The following is a 24,603-nucleotide window of genomic DNA, read 5'->3' on the forward strand; positions in this document are numbered from 1 at the left end:
TAAAAAAACATCTCAATCTTTAAAGGAAAGCAGTTATTACATGTTATAATATTCTTTGAGGTAATGATATATGGTATTAGTTTATGGTGGATCATTTAATCCACCTACAAAAGCACATCAATTAATTATTGAATCACTTATCCAAAAGTATAAACCAAATCGGTTTATTATTTTACCTGTTGGACATAAATATACTTGGAAAGATAATTTGTTACCATTTGAGTACCGTTATGAAATGCTTCAATTAATATTTAAACATAATGATTTAATTGATATATCTGACATTGAAAATAGAGATGATTTTAAAGGAACATATCATTCATTAAAACAAGTTCAAAAAACACATCCTAAAGAGAAGATATTTTTTATCATAGGAACGGATCACTTAAAAACGATGCACCTTTGGAAAAACTATGAAGCCTTACTCAATGAGTTTTCATTTATTATCGTAAAACGACCAAAGTATGAATTATCATTTGAGATATTTAAACGTTTTAATACGTATTATGAGGTTTTTGAATTTGAAAGTGATATTTCAAGTTCAAGAATCAGAGATAATATAGAAAAATATAAAAACGATTTAGATGATAAAGTATACCAATATATCATTCAACATAAGTTGTATCAAGGAGAAAAACTATGAAACATAATTTTATTAAAATCGATTTAGTAAGTCCAAAAATTACAATTGGGAGCCCACTATTAAATGTAAATCCAATTTTAAAGATGTTGGATGAATCAAAAGCAGATATCATCTTATTTCCTGAGTTAACATTATCAGGTTATACTGCAGGTGATCTGTTTTACCAATCTTTCTTTTTAGATGAAGTTTATCAAAGTTTAGAGAAAATTGTAAATGAAACAACATATAAAGGCATATATATTTTAGGTTTACCTTACATGGTAAATGATGTTTTATATAACATTGCAGTTGTTATACAAAATAAAAAAATTATCGGTGCTATTCCTAAATATTTCTTACCAAATACAAAAGAGTTTTATGAAAAACGTTGGTTTAGAGAAGGTATTAAACATCAAACATTCGATATTGAAATTCTTGGACAAAAAGTACCTTTTGGACATATTGTATTTAAAGATGAAAAATCAAATATTTCATTTGGTGTTGAAATTTGTCAAGATATGTGGGGGATGTTTCCACCAAGTAATGAGTTAGTTTTACAAGGTGCACAAATGATCTTTAATTTATCATCGTCTCCTGAAAACATTTATAAACCAGAAACAAGAAGAAATATTGTTATTGAAAATTCAAGACGTCAAATTGGTGGTTATTTTTACACCTCAAGTGCATACGAATCTTCAACTGATTTAGTATTCTCTGATCATAAGATAGCAGCAGTTAATGGTGATCTAATTGATGAGTCAGATCCAAGTACTTTAACTGAAAGACTTACTATTGATATAAATATTGAATCTATTCGTCATCAAAGAAGAATGGATACCAATTTTAAAGATATTAAAGAAAATCTTCCTTATGTAAGGAAAGTATCTGTTGAATTTAAAGAAGATGAAAATTTTAAGTTTGCTAAAGCCATAGAAACTCAACCATTTTTACCTGGTGGAAAAGTTGAGGACTTTAGCTTCATACACACTTTACAGGTAAGAGCTTTAGTTCAAAAATTATCAAGTATTCCAACCAAAAGAGTAATTATTGGTATGAGCGGAGGACTTGATAGCACTTTGGCTATGCTCGTTCTATATGATGCATATAAAGCATTAAATCGTGATGTTAAAGATATTATTGGTGTTACATTACCTAGTGAAGTTACATCTCACGCAACGAAATCTGACGCATTAAGATTAATGGAATCTTTAGGAGTAACATCCTTGGAAATCCCAATTAAAGATGAGTTGAATGTTCATTTAATTCAAATTAATCATAAGAAACTAGAAGATGTAACATATGAAAATGCTCAAGCACGAATTCGAACACTTTATTTAATGAATTTATCAAATCAATATGATGGAATTGTATTAGGTACAGGAGATTTAAGTGAGATTGCATTAGGATGGATGACATTCAACGGAGATCATATGAGTATGTATAATCCGAATGGTGGTATTCCTAAAACAATTATTCGTGCACTAGTTTTATACCATGCAGAACACGGTTTCAAAATGTTGGAAAATGTGTTAAAAAATATAGCGAAACGACCTATTTCACCTGAACTTAAGTCAAATCAATCAACTGAGGATAGTATTGGTCGTTATGAGATAAATGATTTTATGCTATATTATCATTTGGTCGAAGGTGCTGATGAAAATACTTTAACTTTTTTAGTTAAAGAAGCTTTTATGCTTGATGATTTCGTTGTAGAACAATATGTTACAAGATTTTTCAAACGATTCTACACACAACAATTCAAACGTATTCCAATGCCTGAAGGACCTAAAATTTTTAAGGTGTCATTATCACCACGTGGTGATTTAAGATTACCAGCAGATATTAAAAGAAAGTAGTTTTGTACAATGAAAAAGAAAGTTTTAATTGGGTTATCCGGTGGTGTCGATTCATCTGTTGCAGCATTATTATTACTAAAAGCAGGTTATGATGTTGAAGGTGTTTTCATGCGTAACTGGGATTCAGCTGCAAATATGGATTTTAAAGGTAACCCCACACTGTATGATGAAACATGTGAACAAGAAAGAGATTATCAAGACGCGAAAATGGTTGCAGATAAACTAGGAATTGTTTTGCATAGAGTTGATTTTATCCATGAATATTGGGATAGAGTTTTTTCATATTTTATTGATGAATATAATAAAAATAGAACACCTAATCCAGATGTATTATGTAATAATGAAATTAAATTTAAAGCATTTGTTGATTACGCTCAAAAGTTCAATCCGGATTATATTGCAATGGGTCATTATGCAAATATTGATCATTCTGGCGAATATCCTCGTTTATTACGTGCATATGATAAAAATAAAGACCAAACATATTTTTTAAGTCAATTAAAGACTGAACAATTAAAAAATGTATTATTTCCAATTGGTCATCTAACAAAGTCTGAAGTTAGAAAACTTGCAAAAGAAGCAGACTTAATAACTGCTGAAAAGAAAGATTCAACAGGTATTTGTTTTATTGGAGAAAGACATTTTGCTGAATTTCTTTCAAATTATTTGCCAGCTAAAGAAGGTGATATGCGTCGTTTAGATGGTACATATATTAAAAAACACTTTGGATTAATGAATTATACAATAGGACAACGAAAAGGTTTGGGTATTGGTGGTTCTAAAGATACTCAAGATGCTTGGTTCGTTGTTGGGAAAGATTTAAAAACAAATACTTTATTTGTGGAACCGGGATTCCATCACCCATATTTATATTCTGATAATGCTATCATTACAGAAGTTAAATGGCGTGGTGAAAAGAAAAATGGCGAATATACTGCAAAATTTAGATATCGTCAAGATGATCAAAAAGTATTGATAGAATGGATTGATGATACAACATTAAAAGTATTATATCCACATAAAGTAAGAGCTGTAACACCCGGTCAAGTGTGTGCTATATATTCAGGTGATGAATGTGTAGGTTCAGGTTTTATTTCAGAAGTATTTATGAAGGATGAGAAAAGACTTTATAGCTAATGGAAAAGATTAAGGGATACGTACAATCAATTAAATATAAGAATGATGAGAATGGTTATACGATTGCTAAATTAGAAACGCCCGAAAAAGAAATAATTACTATTTTGGGCTTTTTTCCTATTTTAAATGAAGAAGTACTATATGAATTTCAAGGTTCATATGTCATTCATCCTACCTTTGGTAAACAATTTAAAGTTGAAACTTATGAAAGAATAGAAGATATCACTGAACCGGGATTAATTCGATATTTGTCAAGTGAGCAATTTACAGGTATTGGACCTAAAACAGCTATGAAAATCGTTGAATTATTAGGTGTTGATGCTATTGATAAGATTTTAGCGGATCCTAACGTTTTAAGCCCTATTTTAAAGCCTGAACGTCGACAATTATTATATGAACAATTAACATTAGATTTAATGATGCAAAAAACCTTTATTAAACTATTTGAATATGGTTTAAGCTATAAAGTATCAATGAATTTATATAAAATATATGGTTCCCAAACTGTTGAAAAAATAGAAGAAGATCCGTTCCGTTTGATGTATGAAGTGGATGGTTTTGGGTTTTTAAAATCACTTGAATTAGCAATCAGATTAGGTATTGAAAAAGATGATATAAGAACAATTAAAGCTGCAATTATTTATATTCTTAATCAAACATCTTTTCAACACGGTGATTTATATTTAGACAAAAAATCATTAAATGAAAAGGTTAATAAATTATTAAATATTGAAATCAATATTGATGATGGCTTAACACTTTTAGAAAAGGAAGCTAAGATTAAAGTTGAAAAGGATTTATATTTTTTAACTGAAATTTATTATTCTGAAATTCAACTTGCTAAATCATTATTAAGTTTAACGAATCAGCCAAAACGTAAACTTGATATAGATTATTTAGAGTTATTACTTAATCAGATATCTATTCAAAAAAACATAGAATATACAGAGAAACAAAAAGAAGCAATTATCCAATCGATTATAAATCCTTTAACAATTATTACAGGTGGCCCCGGTACAGGAAAAACAACGCTTATAGATGGTTTGCTTAATCTTTATGCAACTTATTATAAACTTAACCTGAAAGACCCTTATATAAGCGAAAAAATTGGTTTAATGGCTCCAACAGGGAGAGCTTCTAAGAGAATGAAAGAAATTTTAGGTTTAGAAGCAAGAACAATACATGCTCAATTAGGTTTTGATTTTGATCATTCATTTAAATTTGATAAATATAATCCTTTGCCACATCAACTTATTATTATTGATGAGGCATCAATGATAGACATCTTTTTAGCAAGACGACTATTTGATGCGATTTCTGAAAAAGCACAAGTAATTATCGTTGGTGATGAAGACCAATTACCTTCTGTAGGTCCCGGTAATGTTTTAGGTGACATGATTGCATCAAATGTCATACCAGTTATTCGTCTTAAAGAGATTCACCGTCAAGCTAAAGATTCACATATTATTTCACTTGCCAAAAGCATTAATGAACAAAAATTAACTTATGAAGATTTAATTAGTTCAAATGAGGTCATTTTATATCAAGGTGAACAGTCACAAATAAAAAAAGTAATTTTAGGTCAAATTGAAGGTGCAATCAAAAAAGGATATGATATTTATAATGATATTCAAGTATTAATTCCACAATATAAAGGTGAATTAGGAATTGATGCTATGAATGAAGCTATTCAAAAAATGGTTAATCCAAATGTCAATAGTTCAGTATTTATGTCATACGGTGATAAAAAATACTATAAAGGCGATAAAGTCATCCAATTAACAAATGATAAAGAACGTCAAGTAATGAATGGTGACATTGGATATGTTAAAAATATTTATTTAAACCAATATGATAAACTTCAAATGGAAATTTCATTTGATAGTAAACTTGTCTATTATGATCAAGCTGATTTAGAAAATATTAATTTAGCATATGTTATTTCAATTCATAAATCTCAAGGTTCAGAATACAAAATTGTATTCTTACCAATTATTAAAAGCTATTTGCATATGCTTAAAAAAGAACTTATTTATACAGCAATTACACGTGCTAAAGAGTATTTATTGATTTTAGGAGATATGAGATTACTTCAATATGCCTCAAATCAATTATCTGAAAAACGTAAAACAATGCTTAAATCTAGATTAACTTTAGATAATGAAAAAACATTATTTGATGAGTCTATCGAAGAAATCAATATTGATGATTTAAGCCCATATGATTTTATGAAATAAAAAAACCATACGAACTACAATTTTTAGTTCATATGGTTTTTTTTATCGACTAAATGAGAACAACCAATCCAATATACCTTTTTCTTCATAGGCTCTATTCCAAGAACCATGACTAGCATCTTGATAAAGCGTAAACCTATAGTTTTTATGATTTTGACTAAAAAATTTATTAGCTTCTATATAACTATTTGGATTAACTACTTGGTCATCAATAGAGTGGAACATCCAAATTGGGGTTTTTAGATATAAAGGTAGTATATTTAAATCGATTTTTCCACATATTAATATTGCGGATGCAAACTTTTCAGGGAATCTAGCAATTAAATCTGCTGTTTTACCAGCACCCATGGACAATCCGATTAAGTGAATGTGTTTTGGATCAATAGGAAATTTTTTTAGTAAATCATAATCCAAGAAACGATTCCATAAATGAGATACTGGAATGTAAGGTGTATTTTCAAAACTATAAATGCCATCTGCCAATAACTGAGATCGATCAATCCAGTACTCTGTTTCTTTAATTTGTGGAGCAATAATTATTGTATCATCTTTATATTTTGGATGATTGATAATGTATTCTAGTATTTTAGTATTAAATTGAATGTGTTTTAATCCATCATCTCCACGTTCACCAGCACCATGGAAAAATATGACAGCACGATAAGATTCTCTTTTAGTTTTTGGTATATAAATGCGATATAAAATTTTACCTTCATAAATGGATGGATTTTCGTAAGTTTCTAAATACATATAGTTTTCTAACTTCATTTTAATATACTCCTAATAATCGAATTTTTACATCGTAAATACTCATAAAATCATTTATGATTTCTTGAATATTTTTATGATTGATATCTAATTCTAAAAAGAAATGATGTAACCCAATTTTATCTATTATTGGGCGTGAAATAATGGACTTAAGATTAATATTGTGTTCTTTAAAAATATGTAATAAATCGTATAATAGACCGGGTCTATCGTCATTTGGTGTTATAACGATTAAAGCATTATTTGAATTTCGAATATGAAGTGTTTTTTCGATACATGCAAATCTAGTTTGATTGGGATTAATATCTTCAATATGATGTATCGTTAATTCAAATGGAAAATTAACAAGGTGATGCGGAATAATGGCTGCCCTTTTATCTAGATTTTCCATAAGTTTTTCTAAAGACTCAGTATTTGATTCTGTCTGTATAAACTTCAAATGCTTAAATTTTGATAGGAAACTTAAACATTGTTGAAGCGCTTTATATTGAACATATACTTCATCAACTGAATCTATACTTACCTCATTAGTTACAAACGAAAAAGTGACATCAACTCGTTCAATTGAAGAAATAAAATAATTGTCATACTTAACTAATAAGTCAAGTGTTCTTTGAACAAAGCCATCAATTGAATTTTCAAGTGGAAGTACTAAGATATCTTCTTTAAACGTATTAAAACATAAATCAATACTTGGTTCATATCGAATAACAGCTTTATTGTCTAACTTTTCAATTATTTTTTGACAGGCAATTTCTGAATAAGTTCCTTTTGGGCCTAATGTAAGTATTTTTATCATATGTCATCCCCTATGATTCAATATTTTAACATATTTAAATATTATAAGTATATCAATATAAGAAAATTCGATTTCGAAATATAATAAAGATACTGATTTGATGAACAAATGATAAAATAATATAGAATTATAAAGAGAGTGATAGCCTTGGAAAAGATCAAAAGTTATATCATCTTATCAAAAGCAAAGAATGCTTTAGAATCAATTATGAAACAAAATATTGAATCATATGGTTTGACTATGAATGAGTTTTCGGTTTTAGAAGTTCTTAATACATATGAACGATTAATGGTTAATGAAATCATTCAAAAGGTTTTAATACCAAATTCAAGCTTAACATATGTTCTTGAGCGATTAGAGTCAAAAGGATATATTTCTCGAATTCAATGTACATCAGATAAAAGAGCATTTTATATTTCTATAACTACAGAGGGTAAATCTTTAATGAATGAAATATTACCGAAACATTTTAAATTTATTCAAAATGTATACGGTGTACTTAGTGATAATGAAGTAGAGGAATTAAATCGATTACTTAAAAAAATAGGTTATCATGCTGAAAAATTTAACGATTGAAGGTAAAAATATGGTAAAAGAAGTTTCTGCAGGAGCAATTGTATACACTATCGAGAATAATAAACCACTTTTCTTATTAGTCCAACATAATCATGGGAATCATTTTTCATTTCCAAAAGGACATATAGAAAAGGGTGAGTCCATTATGGAAACAGCTAAAAGAGAAGTTTATGAAGAAACGGGGATTATGATTGAATTTACATCAGATAAGATGCAAGTCAATACATATCTTATGCCTAATGGCGTTTATAAAGATGTCTACTATTTTTTAGCTAAAGCGTCTAATCATATCATCAAGTTTCCAAAAGATGAAATTCGACATGCTGGTTGGTATAATTATGATCAAGTTTTACAATATCTCACATATGATAATGATAAAATCATTTTCCTAAAATTAGTAAAGGAATTAAAATATGAGAACAACCGATAAAGATATGGATTATATTGATTTATCCAAATCTAAGACATATGAAAAAATGCCATTTAAGGAGCAACTTAAAATAAAAAGTGATATGATACAATCACTTTTTAATATGCCAATTCGACCAATTATTCCAAATCCAAAACCTAAGAACTATCGACATAAAGCTGTTTTATCTGCCTATAATATTAAAGTAGGTCAACATTTTCAGATAAGACTTGGATTATATCAAGAAGGTAGTAAAAAAATATTACCAACAACCAAACATTATTTACATGATAAAGAAATAGATGCAATATTTATTACTATAGAAAAACTACTTATTAAATATAAATTTAGAGCTTATCACGAAAAATCTGGTGAAGGGATCATTAAGCATGTAGTTATAAGAAAATCATATGCATATAAAAATTTTTTAGTTACTATCGTTACTCAAGGTAATCTATTTCCAAATCGACCAAAATTTATAAAAGAACTTATTAGTTTACATCCAAACATCGTAACTATTGTTCAAAATATTCATGATAAAAATACACCAATCGTATTACTTGAAAACGAGAAAATTTTATATGGACCAGGATATATTATGGATAAAATTGGTGATTTAAGTTTCCAAATATCATCTAGGTCATTTTATCAAGTAAATCCGATGCAAATGATGAATTTATATGAAGAAGCATTTAGAATTGCAAATATTGACAAAAAAGAAACTGTGCTTGATACATACTCTGGAATTGGAACTATAACACTGCTAGCAGCTCAAAAAGCAAAATTTGTATACGGTATAGAAATTAATCATCAAGCACATCAAAATGCTTTACAAAATAAAAAAATCAATAAGATTTCAAATGTGCATTTCTTAAATGGTGATGTTGAAGAAATTATTGAATCGATTGATGTGCCAATTGATGTTTTAATTATGGATCCTACTCGTGATGGAGCAAGTATAAAGTTTATCGAAAGTATTAAAAAACTTAAACCTAAAAAGATACTTTATATTTCTTGTGAACCTAAGACACAATTTAGAGATGTTGTTCAATTAAGTGAGTTTTATAAAACAGAAGTTGTACAACCGGTTGATATGTTTAGTTATACAGCACACGTTGAAAACATCGTATTGCTTTCTCTAAAAAACCGCTTAAAAAAGCCATTCTTATAATAGAACAAAAAGCATTTACCCTTTAAAAACTGGGTTAAATGCTTCTTTTTTGCTTTTTGCCCAATGTGGAAATATATCGAAATCAATGTGGAAACATCTAAAGAAGTTGTTTTTATTGACTCCGTAGTTTGTTGTGATACAATATATCTATATGAATGAACGCTCATATAGATAGGAGATTAGTATGGATCAAAAAGATATAATAGAGTTTTGTGAATGTAATGTTCTTCACCCTGAAAAAATAGAAATAGCCCATAAAAACTTACTAGATAATGAATCTATTTCACTGCTAACTTTGTTCTTCAAAACATTTAGCGATCCCACAAGAATGAAAATCATATTGGCATTAAAAGAAACCGAGTTGTGTGTGTGCGATCTCTCTGCTGTGATCAATGTCAGTCAATCCGCTGTCTCACATCAATTGAAAACCTTAAGAGAGAATCGTTTGGTTAAATACCGAAAAGAGGGGAATGTTGTTTATTACTCGCTTGACGATGACCACGTCCACGTGTTAATAACTCAAGCAATGAATCATCTAAAACATAAGTAGAATTGAGAAAAATCATGAAAGAGATTAAATATAGTTTATCAGAAATTAGCTGTGCGAGTTGTGCAAATAAGATTGAACAAAAGATAAAGAAGTTAAACGGAGTTGAGGAAGGTTATTTAAACTTTGTTACAAAAGAAATCAAGGTACAAGTTGCGGATTCAACTGATACTGCAAGACTATTTGACACGATTAAAAAAATTGTGAAAGATGAAGAGGGTGATGTCGAGGTATGTGAACTAACCCCAAATGTCATTTATGCAATAGATGGTTTAGACTGTGCAAATTGTGCGGCTAAGATTGAAGAAAAATTAAACAAGACCGAAGGAATTTTAGGTGCCAACGTCGATTTTATAGCAAAAAAACTGACACTTCAATTTAAAAATTCGCTAGATCAAAAACGTATAGAAGAAAAGGTTCAAAAAATTATTGATAAAATTGAACCTGGCGTAACGATAGCACAATCAAATGTGAAGAATGAAGATCACGTGGATGAAGAATCATCAATGACGAAAGATTTAATCATCTTCGGTATAGGTATCTTACTATTTACTGGAGGATTATTGATTGCTGAAGGAATGATTTTTCGTTATGTATTACTTATACTAAGTTATTTCATCATCGGTGGAGAAGTTGTACTGAAGGCAGTCAATAACATATATCGAGGTAAGGTGTTCGATGAAAACTTCTTAATGACGATAGCAACTATGGGTGCATTTGCTATTGGAGAGCATCCTGAAGCAGTTGCAGTTATGATTTTTTATAAGGTCGGTGAATTTTTCCAAGACGTAGCAGTCAATCGATCCAGAAGATCCATAAAAAAATTGATGTCAATCAGACCTGATGTCGCAACGATTAAAAAAGGCAACACTTCTGTAGAAATGCGTGTTGAAGACGTTCAAACTGGAGAGATAATGATCATTAAACCAGGCGAAAGAATTCCGCTTGATGGTGAAGTGTTGTCAGGATCTTCCACAATTGACACAAAAATTCTAACAGGAGAATCTGTGCCTGTTAATGTTACAAAAGGTGAGATGGTACTCTCTGGTTGTATTAATATCAATGGTTTATTGACCGTTAAAGTTACCAAACTCGCAAGCGAATCAACTGTTTCTAAGGTACTTGAAATGGTTGAAAATGCAACCAGCAAAAAAGCACCAACCGAGAATTTTATCACTAAATTTGCACGAGTATATACTCCAATCGTCACTTCGTTGGCTGTTTTGATTGCGGTAATACCACCACTCGTTATACAAGGTGCAACTTTTGAGGAATGGATCTACAGAGCACTTATATTCTTAGTTATTTCGTGTCCATGTGCACTCGTTGTATCGATTCCGCTTGGTTTCTTTGGTGGTATTGGAGCTGCATCAAGAAATGGTATCTTAGTTAAAGGTGGAAACTACCTAGAAGCATTAAATAACATTGAGATTGCAGTTTTTGATAAGACTGGCACATTGACTGAAGGAACTTTTACAGTGACTGAAATTAATACAGCTAATGGTGCAACACAAGAAGAGTTACTTGAAAAAGCAGCGTATGTGGAAAGTTTTTCTAATCATCCTATCGCTGTCTCAGTCGTCAATAAATACAATAAAGAAATAGATCAAAGTTTAATAACTGATGTTGAAGAAATATCTGGACACGGTATAAAAGCAGCCTATCAAAATGATATCATTGCAATCGGGAATGCTAGATTGATGAAAAGAGAGGGTGTTGAATTCAAGGAATCTATTGCATTGGGTTCGATTATATACATCGCTATCAATGGAAAATATGTTGGAAATATTGTTGTCTCAGATCAGATAAAGAAAGACTCAAAAGCAGCTATCAAAATGTTGAAATCATTGGGCATTAAAAAAACTGTCATGCTAACTGGTGATAAGAAATTAGTTGCTGATACAGTTGGACAAGAGTTAGATATCGATGAAATTCATAGCGAATTGTTGCCTGAAGATAAGCTCAATATTGTAGAGAAGTTATTACTCCAAAAATCGAGCAGAGGGAAGCTGTTCTTTGTAGGTGATGGTATCAACGATACACCAGTATTAGCGAGAGCTGATATTGGAATTGCTATGGGTGGACTCGGTGCCGATGCAGCCATCGATGTAGCTGATGTCGTGATTATGAATGATGAACCTTCTAAGATAGGTGCTGCGGTCTTTGTGGCAAAAAGAACTAGAAAGATTGTATGGCAAAACATATACTTCGCATTAGGAGTTAAACTCTTGTTTCTAGCCTTAGGAGCTGTCGGAATCGCAACTATGTGGGAAGCCGTGATTGCTGATGTCGGGGTGTCATTATTAGCAGTACTAAATGCAATGAGAGTACTCAAATATAACTATAAAATAAAAAATTAACTTAAATTATACTAACTTAATAGAGTTTATTCAATTTACGGCTATGTTTTTTAACAAGTCTCTAATAAAAACAGCTTCATTAAGCCATAAATTAAGGGTTCTAGAAAATTACATATATATGACACTAGGGTGCTAAAATTTTTACACGATTTGAAGGATAGGGTGCTAAAGTTGTATTAAACCTCAAAACCTTAGACAGTAGAGTGACGGAGGACTTAAACCCTTTTGAATACTCTTTAGGTGATGAGATAAAATGAGTGTAGTTCGTATTGGCAATTTAGCATAAAAACCAAAAAATATGTTACTTTGGTACTTTAGCCATCAGTTCAACCATGTAAGAGGAAACATATTTTAGTTGATTTTGATGTTACTTCAATACACACAAGGTTGATTTTTTAAGCAATATGGTTTTTTCAACGCACATTGAGAATATTGGTTTCTTAAAACTTAAAAATCAAAAGTATTAACGACTGAATCATAAATTTTTATAATGAAATTACCATAAAGAGAAGGTGAGAGACAAGCTCTAAGACCCTTCAGCAACCTGCAAAAATTCGTAAGGTGCTAATGCTTGAATGATGGTGGTTTATAGGTCGACATATAAAAACACCGTCATCGATGGTGTTTTCTTTTTGGTAGAAAGGAAAATAATGAATTATATAATGGAATATTTGGTATATGTCGTACATAATGAGTTAAAAATAAAGGAATCATCTGTGAGTATATGTGTACCAATTAATCGTTTTCTAGATGTTGTAAGCAACTGTAATATTGATACTTTAACTATTGATGATAGAAGATATTTATACGTATATCTTCCTCACAAAGAGTTTGAACCAAAAACAAAAGTACTAGTTTCAAGAATAATTGATAATACAATTATGGATATGACAGAAGAAGATAAACCTTATATGCATAAGTTTTCAGATGCACTAAATATGATAAAAAAATAAAATAATGGTTATTTTAAAGTAAATTTAATAAAAAACACCTACTTTTATAATAAAATGTAAAAAAGGTAGGTGAAAAGATGTTAAAAGATCGCTTATTAGTACAAACTTTGGTTAAAAAAAATGTTGAATATGTTTGGGATGTTTATCATAATCCAAAACATATCATAAATTGGAATCATGCATCTGATGATTGGTATTGTCCAACAGCAATGAATGATTTAGTTGTTGGAGGAAAATTCACCTATAGAATGTCATCCAATGACGATAAATATTCATTTGATTTTGAAGGTATTTATACAAAAATAGAAAAACCATCATTTTTTGCCTATGTCATGACAGATGGACGAGAAGTAGACGTCTACTTTAGAAAACATCTTGAAGGTACTGAAATTTTTATTTTCTTTGATCCTGAAAAAGAAAATCCTAAAGAATTACAACAAATGGGTTGGCAATCGATTTTAGATAATTTCAAATTATATACTGAATCTTTATAAACACCTAAAATTTAGGTGTTTTTTTCTATATAATAATATATATATAATAAAAAACTTATAGCAAATTTATGAATGGATGTGAAGTTTATGAAATTTATTAATATATTTGGTCCAGGAGCAGTTGGGAAGATGTCTGTAGGTCAAGAATTAGCAAAACTTAAAGGATATAAACTCTTTCATAATCATATTACAATTGAATTTGTTATAGAAACACTTGGTTTTTATGAAAGTAACACAATAAATCAAATTAGGGATATCCTATTTGAATCTTTTGCAAAAAGTGAAATTGAAGGTGTTATATTTACTTTCATGTGGGCATTTGATTATATAAAGGACTGGGATTTTGTTTATAAATATAAAAATTTATTTGAGTCTCACGGATGGGAAACTTATTATATTGAGTTAGAAGCAAGTCAAGAAACAAGACTCTATCGAAATAAAACGGAGAATCGATTAAAACATAAACCTTCAAAGCGAGATATTGAATTAAGTGATAAACGTTTACTTGATGAAGACTCTAAATATAGATTAAACAGTTATGATGGGGAAATTCCATTCAAAAATTATTTAAAAATCAATAATGAAAATTTGTCACCTAGTGAAGTTGTTCAAAAGATAATAAAAATTTTCGATTTATAGCAATATCAAAGCGGTTTTACATCCTTCTATGTTAAAATGAATTTGAGTTTATAAAATGTAGAAAGGTAATTTTTATCAATAGAGTTTTCTAAAATAGAAAATGATGATGTTATATTTTTTGAATATTATGTTGTAACAAATACATTAAGAATTGATAATACATTATTCAAATTATTAGACGTCAATGAATCATTTGATCAAATAACCATAGAAGCATATCAAAAATATGTTCATCAAAATGGGGATTGAAATAGCTAAATATCACCATGAACGATATGATGGTAGTGGATATAATGAAGGTTTAAAGGGAGATGAAATACCTTTATCAGCTAGAATTATGGCGATAGTTGACGTTTACGACGCTCTACGTTCTGTAAGACCATATAAAAGAGCATTTTCTCATGATGAAACAGTATACATTATAACTAAAGAATCTGAAGGTCACTTTGATCCTAGAATTCTAAATTTATTTAGTCAAATTCATATGAATTTTGAATTAATTTATGATTCATCAAAAAATAAGAAGTAATTTTTAAGATGAAAACACCTAGCACTAAGGTGTTTTTTATTTTAAATCATATATAATAGTAGTAGGGTGAATATGAGTAAGAACAATGAAATACATAAGGAACTTAGAATACCTGCAGCGTTTTTTAAGTTTTTCCTACCAAGTTATCAATTAAATACATTGAAATTAGCCAAAGCTTATTTTAATCGTAAAAAAGGTAAATGTAATCTAGACCTTTTTTTTGAAGAACGATTCATTAAAAAAAATGATGGCAGTTTATTAAGAATTTGCATATATGCAAAAAAGGTAAGAAAATATAATGCACCTGGTATCCTTTGGATGCATGGTGGTGGTTATGGTCTTGGAACACCTGAAATGAATGAAAAATTATTTGAAACATTGATTGAAGAAACAAATGCTGTTATCATATCACCAGATTATACATTATCCATTGATAAACCATATCCTGAAGCTTTATATGATTGCTATGAAGCTTTAAAATTTATGTATCATTTTGGTAATATGTACATGATTGATAAAAACAAAATCATTGTTGGTGGTGATTCAGCAGGTGGTGGTTTAGCATGTGCATTGTCACTTTATGCAAGAGATAAAAATGAAATACCAATAATGCTTCAAATTCCATTATATCCAATGATTGATGACCGTATGATTACTGAATCTTCTAAAAACTTAATTGATCCAATATGGAATTCAAAATCAAATGAAATGGGATGGAAATTTTATTTAGGTGATTTATTTGGTGAAAATAATGTTCCTTATTATGCTGCACCAGCAAGAGCGACCGACTTATCAAATTTACCAACATTTATAAGTTATGTTGGCTCTGTTGAGCCTTTTAAAGATGAGGTAATTGATTATGTTAATCGATTACAGAAAACAGGGGTTAAAACATACTTTAAAATTTTTGAAGGTGGTTATCATGCCTTTGATCAGATGCATCCTAAATCTTCAATTGCTAAGGATGCAAAATTATTTCTTATAAATAGCATTAAAGACGTATTAGATAAAGGATGAAAATATGAATGATTATTTAACTATTTACATTACAAAAGAAAATTCAAATATAACAATTAAAGATTATTTATCAAATTTAGGAGTTGGTAAAAAGATTATTCATGAATATTCTCAATTAAGATTTTTTTTCGTAAATGGTATACCAACACATTCTATGTATCAATTAAAATTGCATGACATTCTAGAAATTTTATTAATAGATGAAAATGATGATGAAGTCAGTCCAAACTCAATTGAAATATTATATGAAAATAGTGATTATTTAGCTGTTAAAAAACCTAGAGGTTTATTAACACATTCAGATGGATTAAATAAAGATCATTTAACAAGTCGAGTAGCTTATTATATGCAAAAGAAGAACTATCAGCACAAAGTATTACCAGTTCATCGTTTGGATGTTGATACAGAAGGAATTGTTTTATTTGCAAAAAACTTTATAAGTTTATCCTATTTATCTAAACTTTTTGAAGAAAGAAAAATAATTAAAAAATATTACGCAATGGTGGAGGGTAAAATAAATCAAAGTGGCGTTATTGATAAACCTCTTTCTATGAATAAAAAACTAAATAAAATGATAGTTGATCCAAAAGGACAACCATCAAAAACAAGTTATAAATTAATTAAATATTCTAACGAAAATTCAATTTTAGACATTACTTTACACTCCGGTAGAACACATCAAATTCGTGCTCATTTTTCATCGATTTATCATCCTATTGTTGGTGATTCAATTTATGGCAACGGTGGAGAAAAACTTGAATTGTATGCTTATTATTTAGAATTCATAGACTATAAGACAAAAGAAAAAGTAATCATTAAGGATAATATACCTTATTGATTACTTTATTTTTTCGTTTAATTTCATTAATTCATCATCAGTTAAATGACGATAATATCCTGTTGGTAAATCTTTTAACTGAATATGCATAATGCGAATTCGTTTTAAATCTATAACATGATATCCTAATGCGTCTGCCATTCGACGAATTTGGCGATTTAAACCCTGTTTAATACAAAGTTTGAATACATAGTCGGAAACAACTGTAACTTTTGCAGGAAGCGTTTTTTGGTTGGCATGTCGGACGGGATTATAAATGTTTACACCGTTTTCCATATTATATTTGAATTCTTTTGTAATAGGTTTATCAACAGTTACAATATATTCTTTTTCATGACCGTTTTCAGCTCTTAAAATTTTATTGACGATATCACCATCATTTGTTAATAGGATTAGGCCTTCGGTATCTTTATCTAATCTTCCTATCGGAAAAATCTTGTAAGGAAGATTCATAAATGTCACCATATTACCATTAATACTTGTATCTGTAGTTGATACAATACCCTTTGGTTTATTTAACGCTAAATAAACTTTTTTTTGTAGGAGCGTTATAACTTGATTATCTAGGGTTACAACGTCATTATCGGTGATTTTCATTCCTAAAGTTGCAGTAACACCATTTACTTTAACTCTTCCAAACTGAATCATTTCATCAGCCTCTCTACGAGATGCTACGCCGCAATCAGAGATGAATTTATTTAATCGATATAATTCACGTGACTGATGTTGAATATTTACTTGACTTTTTGAATTTTTATTATAGAGTTTTGCAAACATAATATCACCTCAATTAACCGATTTATTTTATCAAAAAATCACATTCTTTACAATGTAAAATCAATTCAATGCTCATCTTTTTATATGAACCGTTTTAATTTACTCATTTTTTTATAACTTTACTTGAGTATTTTAAGTAAATATTTATAATAATATGTGGAAAGAAGGATACAACATGAAACATTATATAGAAACCCTTATTAAAGCGATACTAGCAGGATTAATGATTGGTATTGGATCTGCAATATATTTAAGTTTAAAATCAATAAACCCAATTATGGGCGCATTATTATTTAGTTTTGGATTATTAGTTATATGTAATTTTGATTACAAACTATATACAGGTAGAGTAGCATATATCATTGATGAAAAACCTTCATATTTGATTGATATACTTATTATATTGATTGGTAACACATTAGGTGGTATATTTATTGCATTATGTCTATACTTTGGTGATATGTCCAATTTAATTGAAACTGCACAAGCACTTGTAAGTCATAAATTTGAATCAACATATATTAATATGTTATTTAAAGCGATACTATGTGGTATGATGATGTATTTAGGAGTTGAGGGATTCAAACGTGCTAAAAATCCAATTAGTGCTAACGTTATTTTATCATTTGCAGTTATAATTTTTATTTTAAGTGGATTTGAACACTCTATCGCAAATATTATTTATGTTGTTATATCAGGTCAAATTTCATTACATATCTTAATATCATTATTAGTTATGGCACTAGGTAATTTGATTGGAGCAGTCATTTTAAACTTTTTAGAACAAAAAGCACATCTTAAGTAAGCGTTGCATATTAAATAGCATCGCTTTTTTTTATGTTAAAATTGTTTTGAGGTGGAGATATGGAAAAAGTTGTTTTAATTACAGGTGCATCAAGTGGAATTGGCATGAATGCTGCAATCTACTTGGCTCAAAAAGGTATGAAAGTTTATGCAGCTGCAAGACGTATTGAACGATTAGAGTCGTTAAAACAATATGGAATTATACCAATTCAAATGGATATAACTAAAGAAGAAGATCGCTTAAATGCAGTTAATTTAATTTTAAGGACTGAAGGTAGAATCGATGTGTTATTTAATAATGCAGGTTTCGGATTATTTGGACCACTTGAGGATATTTCAATTGAAGATGCAAAATATCAATTTGATGTAAATCTTTTTTCGCTTGCAAGATTAACTCAAATGGTACTTCCTTATATGAGAAATCAAAAAAGTGGAAGAATCATTAACACATCATCGATTGGTGGTAAAATCACATCACTTTTAGGTGGCTGGTATCACGCATCAAAGTTTGCTTTAGAAGCATATAGTGATTGTTTAAGATTAGAGGTTAAACAATATGGTATTAAAGTTGTCTTAATTGAACCTGGATTAATTAAGAGTGAATTTGCACAAAAAACATATCAAGATGCAAAGAAGTTTGAGAATTCACCTTATAGTAATCTATTAGAAAGAGTTAAAAAGCAAGCTGAAAATGACTATATTAAACGTCATGTTGGTTCAGATCCGATAGTTGTATCTAAAGTTCTTTTTAAGGCAATTACACGTAAAAAACCAAAAACAAGATATTTGTGTGGTAAGCTATCTAAAACTGCAGTTTTTGCAAGATGGATATTACCAGATAAAGTATTAGATTGGATACTATTAAAAAGATAAAAAGAAGCCAAATTTGGCTTCTTTACTTATTATCTCTACCGTATAAATGAGTAAAACTCTTTATTTTATTTAAAATTTTAGTATTGAATTGATCTTTTTTCATACGCCATGTCCAGTTATGATTGCCTAAAGTCGATGGTAAATTAAATCTACCTTCAGCACCTAAATTTAAATAATCTTGCATAGGAATTATAGCAGTATCAGCTATTGATTTTAAAGTTTCTTTGATTAAGGAATCAACTTTAGATCCTTTTTGATGATTAATATAATTTAAGCAATATTTATAATCACTTTTATTCAAAGTTTTAAACCATTCTTTAGTGGTTGGATTATCATGTGTTCCAGTGTATGCGAAAATATTTTTTGAATATAAATGTGGAATATAGTCAGATTCTTCGCGAGAATCAAATGCAAATTGTAGAAGCTTCATTCCTGGGAAATTTGTATAGCGTAATAGTTCTCTAACTTCATCAGTTACAGCACCTAGATCTTCTGCAATAATTGGTAAATCACCCAATTGTCGTTTAATTTCATCGAATAACTTGCGTCCTGGGCCTTTTTTCCATTCACCATTTCGAGCAGTTGTATCAGTATATGGTATAGAAAAGTAATTTACAAAACCAATAAAGTGGTCAATTCTAATCATATCAAACAATTTAACATTTGATTTAACGCGATCAATCCACCAATCAAAATGGTTTTCTTCTAATACATCCCAACGATATAATGGATTCCCCCAAAGTTGACCATCTACTGAGTAGTTATCAGGTGGAACACCTGCAACATGTGTTGGAATTCTTCGTTCATCAAGTTGGAAAATATGTGGTTTAGTCCAAACATCAGATGAATCAAGTGCAACATAAATAGGCATATCACCAATAATTTTAATACCGTGATGATTTGCATAGTTTTTTAATTTATTCCATTGTTCATAAGCTTTGTATTGAATAAAATATTGAAATTCAATTTCTGTATTTAAGATTTCCTTAAAATTATTAATGACATTTTCATTTCTTAATCTTAATTCCTCAGGCCATTCAATCCAACTACGTCCGTTTTGTTCGGATTTAATACTCATAAATAAAGCATAGTCTTCTAGCCAATATTTTTCGTTTTGTATAAAGTTTAAGTAGTCAGGATGAGTTTGATCAAAATTTTGAAATGCTTTTCTTAATACGACAAATCGTTCGTGATATAGTTTTTCAAAATCTACTCTAAAATTTTCTGTTTCAGAGTCAATGATATCTTTTTTTGATAAAAGACCATCACTAATTAGCATATCAAGATCAATAAAATAAGGGTTTAATGCAAACGCACTAAAAGTTTGATATGGTGAATCACCATAAGAAGTGGGACCTAATGGTAAGATTTGCCAGTAGGTTTGATTCGCTTTTTTAAGTTTGTCTACAAATTTATAAGCTTCCTTACCAAATGTTCCGATACCGTAAGGGCTTGGTAACGCAGAAATATGTAATAATATACCTGAAGTTCTCATTTTTTCTCCTTTACTTCGATAGCTAACGCTTCGAAAGGTCTTAATATTATTTTATTATTTTCTATTAGTATATCGTTATAATTATGTATAACAAAATTTACAATTTCATAATTTGTCATATCAAAATATTCGGTTTCTTTTGAAAAACTATTGATTGAAAGAAGTATTTGGTTTTCATTAGAACGTTTATATGTAAATACTTTTTCATTTTCATAATCAATAATTTCATAATCACCAAAAATAATTAAATCTTTATATATTGACTGACGTCTTAAATTAATCAATTGACGATAATAATTTAGAATTGAATTTGGGTCATTGATTTGACTTTCAACGTTAATTGATTCATAATTTGGATTGACTAAAAACCAAGGTTTAACCTTAGAAAATCCTGCGTAAGGTTTATTACTCCATTGCATCATTGTTCTTGGATTGTCTCTTGAGGTCATACCAATTTTTTTAGCTAATTTTAATTCATCAACATTTGGATCATTAAATTTATCTTTATGTTGATTGATAGTAGAAATATCATTAAATTCTTTAAATTTAGTGAATGGATAATTTGTCATTCCAATCTCTTCACCTTGATAAATAAACGGTGTACCACGCTTTAAATACAATAAATTTGCTAGCATTTTGGCTGACTCTTTATGATATTCTAATGAACCGTAATGAGAAACGACTCTAGGTTGATCATGGTTTAACCAGTTTAGTGGCAACCAACCAATTCTTTTAAATGTGTTTTGCCAGCGGAAGAAGACATCTTTAAGTGCCTTCACATTAACTTTTAAATCTTTTAAATCATCAATATCATGAATATTATTACACCAATTATGATCGAAATTAAAAACCATAGAAAGTTCATTTGAATCAAATGATGCATATTTTATTGCTTCTTCAATACTTGCTGCACCGCCTACTTCACCAATAGTGTATGCATGATATGGTTTAAATAAACGTTCATTTAAAATTTTTAAATATTCATGAACTTTTGGAAGATTTGAAAACTTATTCCAATCAAGTACGATATCTTTACTGTGAGTAGAATCGACAAATTCAGCTCTATCTAAATGACTAACAGCATCTATTCTAAAACCATCAATACCTAAATCTAACCACCATTTACCAACCTCAATCATTGCATCGATTACTTTTGGATTTTTCCAATTCAAATCAGGCATTTTATCAGAAAATATTTTCATGTAATATTCATCTGTGTTTTCATCATATTTCCATGCAGAACCACCAAAGAATGACCCCCAATTGGTTGGTTCTTTACGAATACCATTTTCATATCGTGGTTTTTGCCAAATGTAAAAATCTCGATATGGATTATCTTTAGATTTTCTTGATTCTATAAACCAAGTATGTTCATCACTTGTATGATTTAATACAAAATCTAATATAACGTGAATACCGAGCGATTTTGCTTTTTTGAGCATGGATTTAAAATCTTCAATTGTACCATACTCTTTAGCGACCTTAAAATAGTCACGGACATCGTAACCATTATCATCCATAGGAGAATCATAAAAAGGTGTAATCCAAATTAAATTTACACCTAAATCATGTAAGTAATCTAATTTTTCTTCGATACCTTTTAAATCTCCAATACCATCGCCATTAGCATCGAAAAAGCTCTTAATATAAATTTGATAACCAACGGCACTCATCCACCATTTTTCAGTCATGATGAAACCTTCTTTCTACAATATAATTTTATCAAATTATAAATGACCATAAAATATGATAGCGGTTACATATTTTTTATATGATGTAATATAAAATGATATAATGAAATTGGAGGTAAACAAAGCATGAATAAACACGCATTATTCCATCAACCAAAATCTGAATACGCATATGCATATGATGAAAAACGTATTCATATTTTATTCCGTACAGCTAAAAATGATATTGATCAAGTATATATAAATTTTGGTGATCCATTCGACTGGACTTATCATAATGGAAAAGCTCAGTGGAATCATGAAATGAAAGAAATGGTTAAAAGATATCAAACAAATGATTTTGACTATTATTTTGTTGAAATTGAACCTAAAGATTACAGAATGAAATATGCATTTGTTTTAGTAAAACAAAATGTGACATATTTTTATGGTTCAAAAAGACTACATGAAGTTTATCAAGTTCAAAAAAATGAATTTAAAGAAGGAAGTTTTTATGATCTTTCAAATTATTTTAACTTCCCATATTTAAATAAAGAAGATTTGCCTCAAACCCCAGAATGGGTTAAAAATACAATATGGTATCAAATTTTTCCTGATAGATTCTATTCAAAAAATAAGAAATCAGATTTAACGTGGGGGAACTTACCTGTTAAAAATAATGAATTATATGGTGGTGACATCGAAGGAGTTAAGGAAAAATTACCATATCTCAAAGACTTAGGCATTACTGGGATATATTTTACACCGATATTTTTATCACCAAGTGCGCACAAATATGATACAACAGATTATTATCAAATAGATCCTCAATTTGGATCGAATGAAACATTCAAAGAGTTTGTAAAAGCTGCACATGAACAAGATATTAAAGTTGTTTTAGATGCTGTATTCAACCATTGCGGATGGTTTCACCCTTGGTGGCAAGATGTTGTAAAAAACGGTCGTAAATCCAAATATGCCGATTGTTTCTTTTTAGATAAAGACCCAATAATTAATTTTGATATTGATCAAAACGGTCAACCTATAGTAACACGTGATTTAAGACCTAATTATAGAACTTTCGCATATACACCATTTATGCCTAAATGGAACACAGATAATCCATTAGTTCAAGAACACTTATTAGGTGTTGTTAAGTATTGGATTGAAGAATACGATATTGATGGATGGAGACTTGATGTAAGTAATGAAATCAGTCATGATTTTTTAAGAAAAATTAAAGAAACATCAAGAAAAGCAAATCCAAATACATTTATTTTTGGAGAAAATTGGGATTCATCATTACCGTGGTTACGTGGCGATCAGATGGATAGTGTCATGAATTACGATTTAACAATTCCAATATGGCAATATTTTGAACGTAAAATAGATGCTTCAGAATTTCAATCTGAAATTCAGAAGTATTTAGCTTTAACACCTAAAAACGTTATGGAAAATATGTTTAATTTATTAGATACACATGATACAGTACGTATGTTAAGACGTCTAGATGACAATGTAAATAGATTAAAAATAGCATATACAATCATGTTTTTATCAGCTGGTGCACCAAACATATATTATGGTTCAGAAATTGGTCTAACAGGTGATCATGATCCGGATAATCGTCGTTGTTTCATATGGGATGAAAAAGAATGGAATCATGAGTTAAGAAATTATATAAAACGTTTAATTGAATTAAGACGTAATCATGAAACATTTGCTGATTATGATTATCATTTTATGGATCCTAATAATATTTCATTTTATAAACGTAAAAATGATGAATTGATTTTAGTGTTATTAAATGATGAACCACATGATTATAAGTTAAAAATTAATCCACTAGCAACAGGAGAATATTTAGATTTAGTTAAAGAACGAACAATTTCTATACATGAGGAAATTACATTATATCCATACGAAATATTATTACTTAAAAAATTATATTGAAAATAAAGGCCCTTTAAAAAATTGTGTGGTATACCACACTATAATGGATAGGTATATTGTTACCACACAATAATTTATA

General features: G+C 29.2%; 23 protein-coding genes and 1 riboswitch. Of the genes, 18 read left to right on the forward strand and 5 right to left on the reverse strand.

The genetic code is table 11. The features are described from left to right. The first annotated feature begins 70 nt into the window (after window positions 1–70). From nadD to recD2, 4 genes are read left to right on the forward strand one after another with little or no spacing between them, the layout of a single operon-like run. Window positions 71–643: a nicotinate (nicotinamide) nucleotide adenylyltransferase gene (gene nadD / locus T434_RS0100725; protein WP_162150562.1), complete on the forward strand. Its 573-nt coding sequence runs from the start codon at window positions 71–73 to the stop codon at window positions 641–643. Continuing rightward, the gene (locus T434_RS0100730) at window positions 640–2,478 is read left to right on the forward strand and encodes an NAD(+) synthase (protein ID WP_026399484.1); all 1,839 of its coding nucleotides are present in this window, start codon (window positions 640–642) and stop codon (window positions 2,476–2,478) included. The genes nadD and T434_RS0100730 overlap by 4 nt, the downstream gene beginning before the upstream one ends. Window positions 2,479–2,487: 9 nt before the next feature. Next, entirely contained in the window at window positions 2,488–3,615 is a 1,128-nt protein-coding gene (mnmA, locus tag T434_RS0100735; protein WP_026399485.1) for a tRNA 2-thiouridine(34) synthase MnmA, read from the forward strand. Beyond that, window positions 3,615–5,852 (forward strand): SF1B family DNA helicase RecD2, encoded by a 2,238-nt coding sequence (recD2, locus tag T434_RS06290; RefSeq protein ID WP_051614262.1) that lies wholly within the window; start codon window positions 3,615–3,617, stop codon window positions 5,850–5,852. Before mnmA ends, recD2 begins: the two co-directional genes overlap by 1 nt. A 42-nt stretch (window positions 5,853–5,894) precedes the next feature. Here recD2 and T434_RS0100745 read toward each other — a convergent pair whose 3' ends face one another. Further along, the gene (locus T434_RS0100745) at window positions 5,895–6,620 is read right to left on the reverse strand and encodes a carboxylesterase family protein (protein ID WP_026399486.1); all 726 of its coding nucleotides are present in this window, start codon (window positions 6,618–6,620) and stop codon (window positions 5,895–5,897) included. Between the two features lies 1 nt (window position 6,621). Continuing rightward, the gene (locus T434_RS0100750; protein ID WP_026399487.1) at window positions 6,622–7,419 is read right to left on the reverse strand and encodes a prephenate dehydratase; all 798 of its coding nucleotides are present in this window, start codon (window positions 7,417–7,419) and stop codon (window positions 6,622–6,624) included. A 147-nt stretch (window positions 7,420–7,566) separates the two neighbouring features. On the opposite strand from T434_RS0100750, the gene T434_RS0100755 reads away from it, so the two are divergent. From T434_RS0100755 to T434_RS06310, 11 genes are all read left to right on the forward strand, one after another. After that, window positions 7,567–7,995 (forward strand): MarR family winged helix-turn-helix transcriptional regulator, encoded by a 429-nt coding sequence (locus T434_RS0100755; RefSeq protein ID WP_162150563.1) that lies wholly within the window; start codon window positions 7,567–7,569, stop codon window positions 7,993–7,995. Then, window positions 7,973–8,425, forward strand: a complete 453-nt coding sequence (locus T434_RS06295; RefSeq protein ID WP_051614264.1) for a bis(5'-nucleosyl)-tetraphosphatase — start codon at window positions 7,973–7,975, stop codon at window positions 8,423–8,425. The genes T434_RS0100755 and T434_RS06295 overlap by 23 nt, the downstream gene beginning before the upstream one ends. Then, the gene (gene rlmD / locus T434_RS06300) at window positions 8,409–9,575 is read left to right on the forward strand and encodes a 23S rRNA (uracil(1939)-C(5))-methyltransferase RlmD (RefSeq protein WP_051614265.1); all 1,167 of its coding nucleotides are present in this window, start codon (window positions 8,409–8,411) and stop codon (window positions 9,573–9,575) included. Before T434_RS06295 ends, rlmD begins: the two co-directional genes overlap by 17 nt. A gap of 184 nt (window positions 9,576–9,759) precedes the next feature. Next, window positions 9,760–10,125 (forward strand): ArsR/SmtB family transcription factor, encoded by a 366-nt coding sequence (locus T434_RS0100770; protein WP_025724738.1) that lies wholly within the window; start codon window positions 9,760–9,762, stop codon window positions 10,123–10,125. A gap of 14 nt (window positions 10,126–10,139) precedes the next feature. Continuing rightward, on the forward strand, window positions 10,140–12,482 hold the full coding sequence (locus tag T434_RS0100775; RefSeq protein ID WP_026399489.1) for a heavy metal translocating P-type ATPase: 2,343 nt from the start codon (window positions 10,140–10,142) through the stop codon (window positions 12,480–12,482). 496 nt (window positions 12,483–12,978) lie between these two features. After that, window positions 12,979–13,067, forward strand: a riboswitch (SAM riboswitch). Window positions 13,068–13,144: 77 nt separating this feature from the next. Continuing rightward, window positions 13,145–13,435, forward strand: a complete 291-nt coding sequence (locus tag T434_RS0100780; RefSeq protein ID WP_162150564.1) for a hypothetical protein — start codon at window positions 13,145–13,147, stop codon at window positions 13,433–13,435. A gap of 77 nt (window positions 13,436–13,512) precedes the next feature. Next, window positions 13,513–13,929: an SRPBCC domain-containing protein gene (locus tag T434_RS0100785; protein ID WP_026399491.1), complete on the forward strand. Its 417-nt coding sequence runs from the start codon at window positions 13,513–13,515 to the stop codon at window positions 13,927–13,929. 87 nt (window positions 13,930–14,016) lie between these two features. Continuing rightward, window positions 14,017–14,568 (forward strand): DEAD/DEAH box helicase family protein, encoded by a 552-nt coding sequence (locus T434_RS0100790; protein WP_026399492.1) that lies wholly within the window; start codon window positions 14,017–14,019, stop codon window positions 14,566–14,568. A gap of 238 nt (window positions 14,569–14,806) precedes the next feature. Continuing rightward, window positions 14,807–15,097, forward strand: coding sequence for an HD-GYP domain-containing protein (locus T434_RS0100795; protein WP_245588307.1), 291 nt, complete (start codon window positions 14,807–14,809; stop codon window positions 15,095–15,097). Window positions 15,098–15,169: 72 nt separating this feature from the next. Then, window positions 15,170–16,114, forward strand: coding sequence for an alpha/beta hydrolase (locus T434_RS06305; RefSeq protein ID WP_162150565.1), 945 nt, complete (start codon window positions 15,170–15,172; stop codon window positions 16,112–16,114). A 4-nt stretch (window positions 16,115–16,118) separates the two neighbouring features. Further along, on the forward strand, window positions 16,119–16,952 hold the full coding sequence (locus T434_RS06310; RefSeq protein ID WP_162150566.1) for an RluA family pseudouridine synthase: 834 nt from the start codon (window positions 16,119–16,121) through the stop codon (window positions 16,950–16,952). On the opposite strand, the gene T434_RS0100810 is transcribed toward T434_RS06310, so the two are convergent. After that, window positions 16,953–17,729: a pseudouridine synthase gene (locus T434_RS0100810; protein ID WP_084300991.1), complete on the reverse strand. Its 777-nt coding sequence runs from the start codon at window positions 17,727–17,729 to the stop codon at window positions 16,953–16,955. A gap of 175 nt (window positions 17,730–17,904) precedes the next feature. Between T434_RS0100810 and T434_RS0100815 the strand changes: the two genes are divergently transcribed. Then, the gene (locus T434_RS0100815; RefSeq protein WP_026399495.1) at window positions 17,905–18,534 is read left to right on the forward strand and encodes a formate/nitrite transporter family protein; all 630 of its coding nucleotides are present in this window, start codon (window positions 17,905–17,907) and stop codon (window positions 18,532–18,534) included. 59 nt (window positions 18,535–18,593) lie between these two features. After that, window positions 18,594–19,406, forward strand: a complete 813-nt coding sequence (locus T434_RS0100820; protein ID WP_026399496.1) for an oxidoreductase — start codon at window positions 18,594–18,596, stop codon at window positions 19,404–19,406. 22 nt (window positions 19,407–19,428) lie between these two features. On the opposite strand, the gene malQ is transcribed toward T434_RS0100820, so the two are convergent. Further along, entirely contained in the window at window positions 19,429–20,901 is a 1,473-nt protein-coding gene (gene malQ / locus T434_RS0100825) for a 4-alpha-glucanotransferase (protein WP_026399497.1), read from the reverse strand. Further along, the gene (locus tag T434_RS06315; RefSeq protein WP_162150567.1) at window positions 20,898–22,592 is read right to left on the reverse strand and encodes a glycoside hydrolase family 13 protein; all 1,695 of its coding nucleotides are present in this window, start codon (window positions 22,590–22,592) and stop codon (window positions 20,898–20,900) included. The genes malQ and T434_RS06315 overlap by 4 nt, the downstream gene beginning before the upstream one ends. Window positions 22,593–22,718: 126 nt before the next feature. Between T434_RS06315 and T434_RS0100835 the strand changes: the two genes are divergently transcribed. Then, the gene (locus T434_RS0100835) at window positions 22,719–24,524 is read left to right on the forward strand and encodes a glycoside hydrolase family 13 protein (protein ID WP_162150568.1); all 1,806 of its coding nucleotides are present in this window, start codon (window positions 22,719–22,721) and stop codon (window positions 24,522–24,524) included. Window positions 24,525–24,603: the final 79 nt, after the last annotated feature.

This window comes from Acholeplasma equifetale ATCC 29724, assembly GCF_000687735.1.
Lineage (GTDB): Bacteria > Bacillota_I > Bacilli_A > Acholeplasmatales > Acholeplasmataceae > Acholeplasma > Acholeplasma equifetale.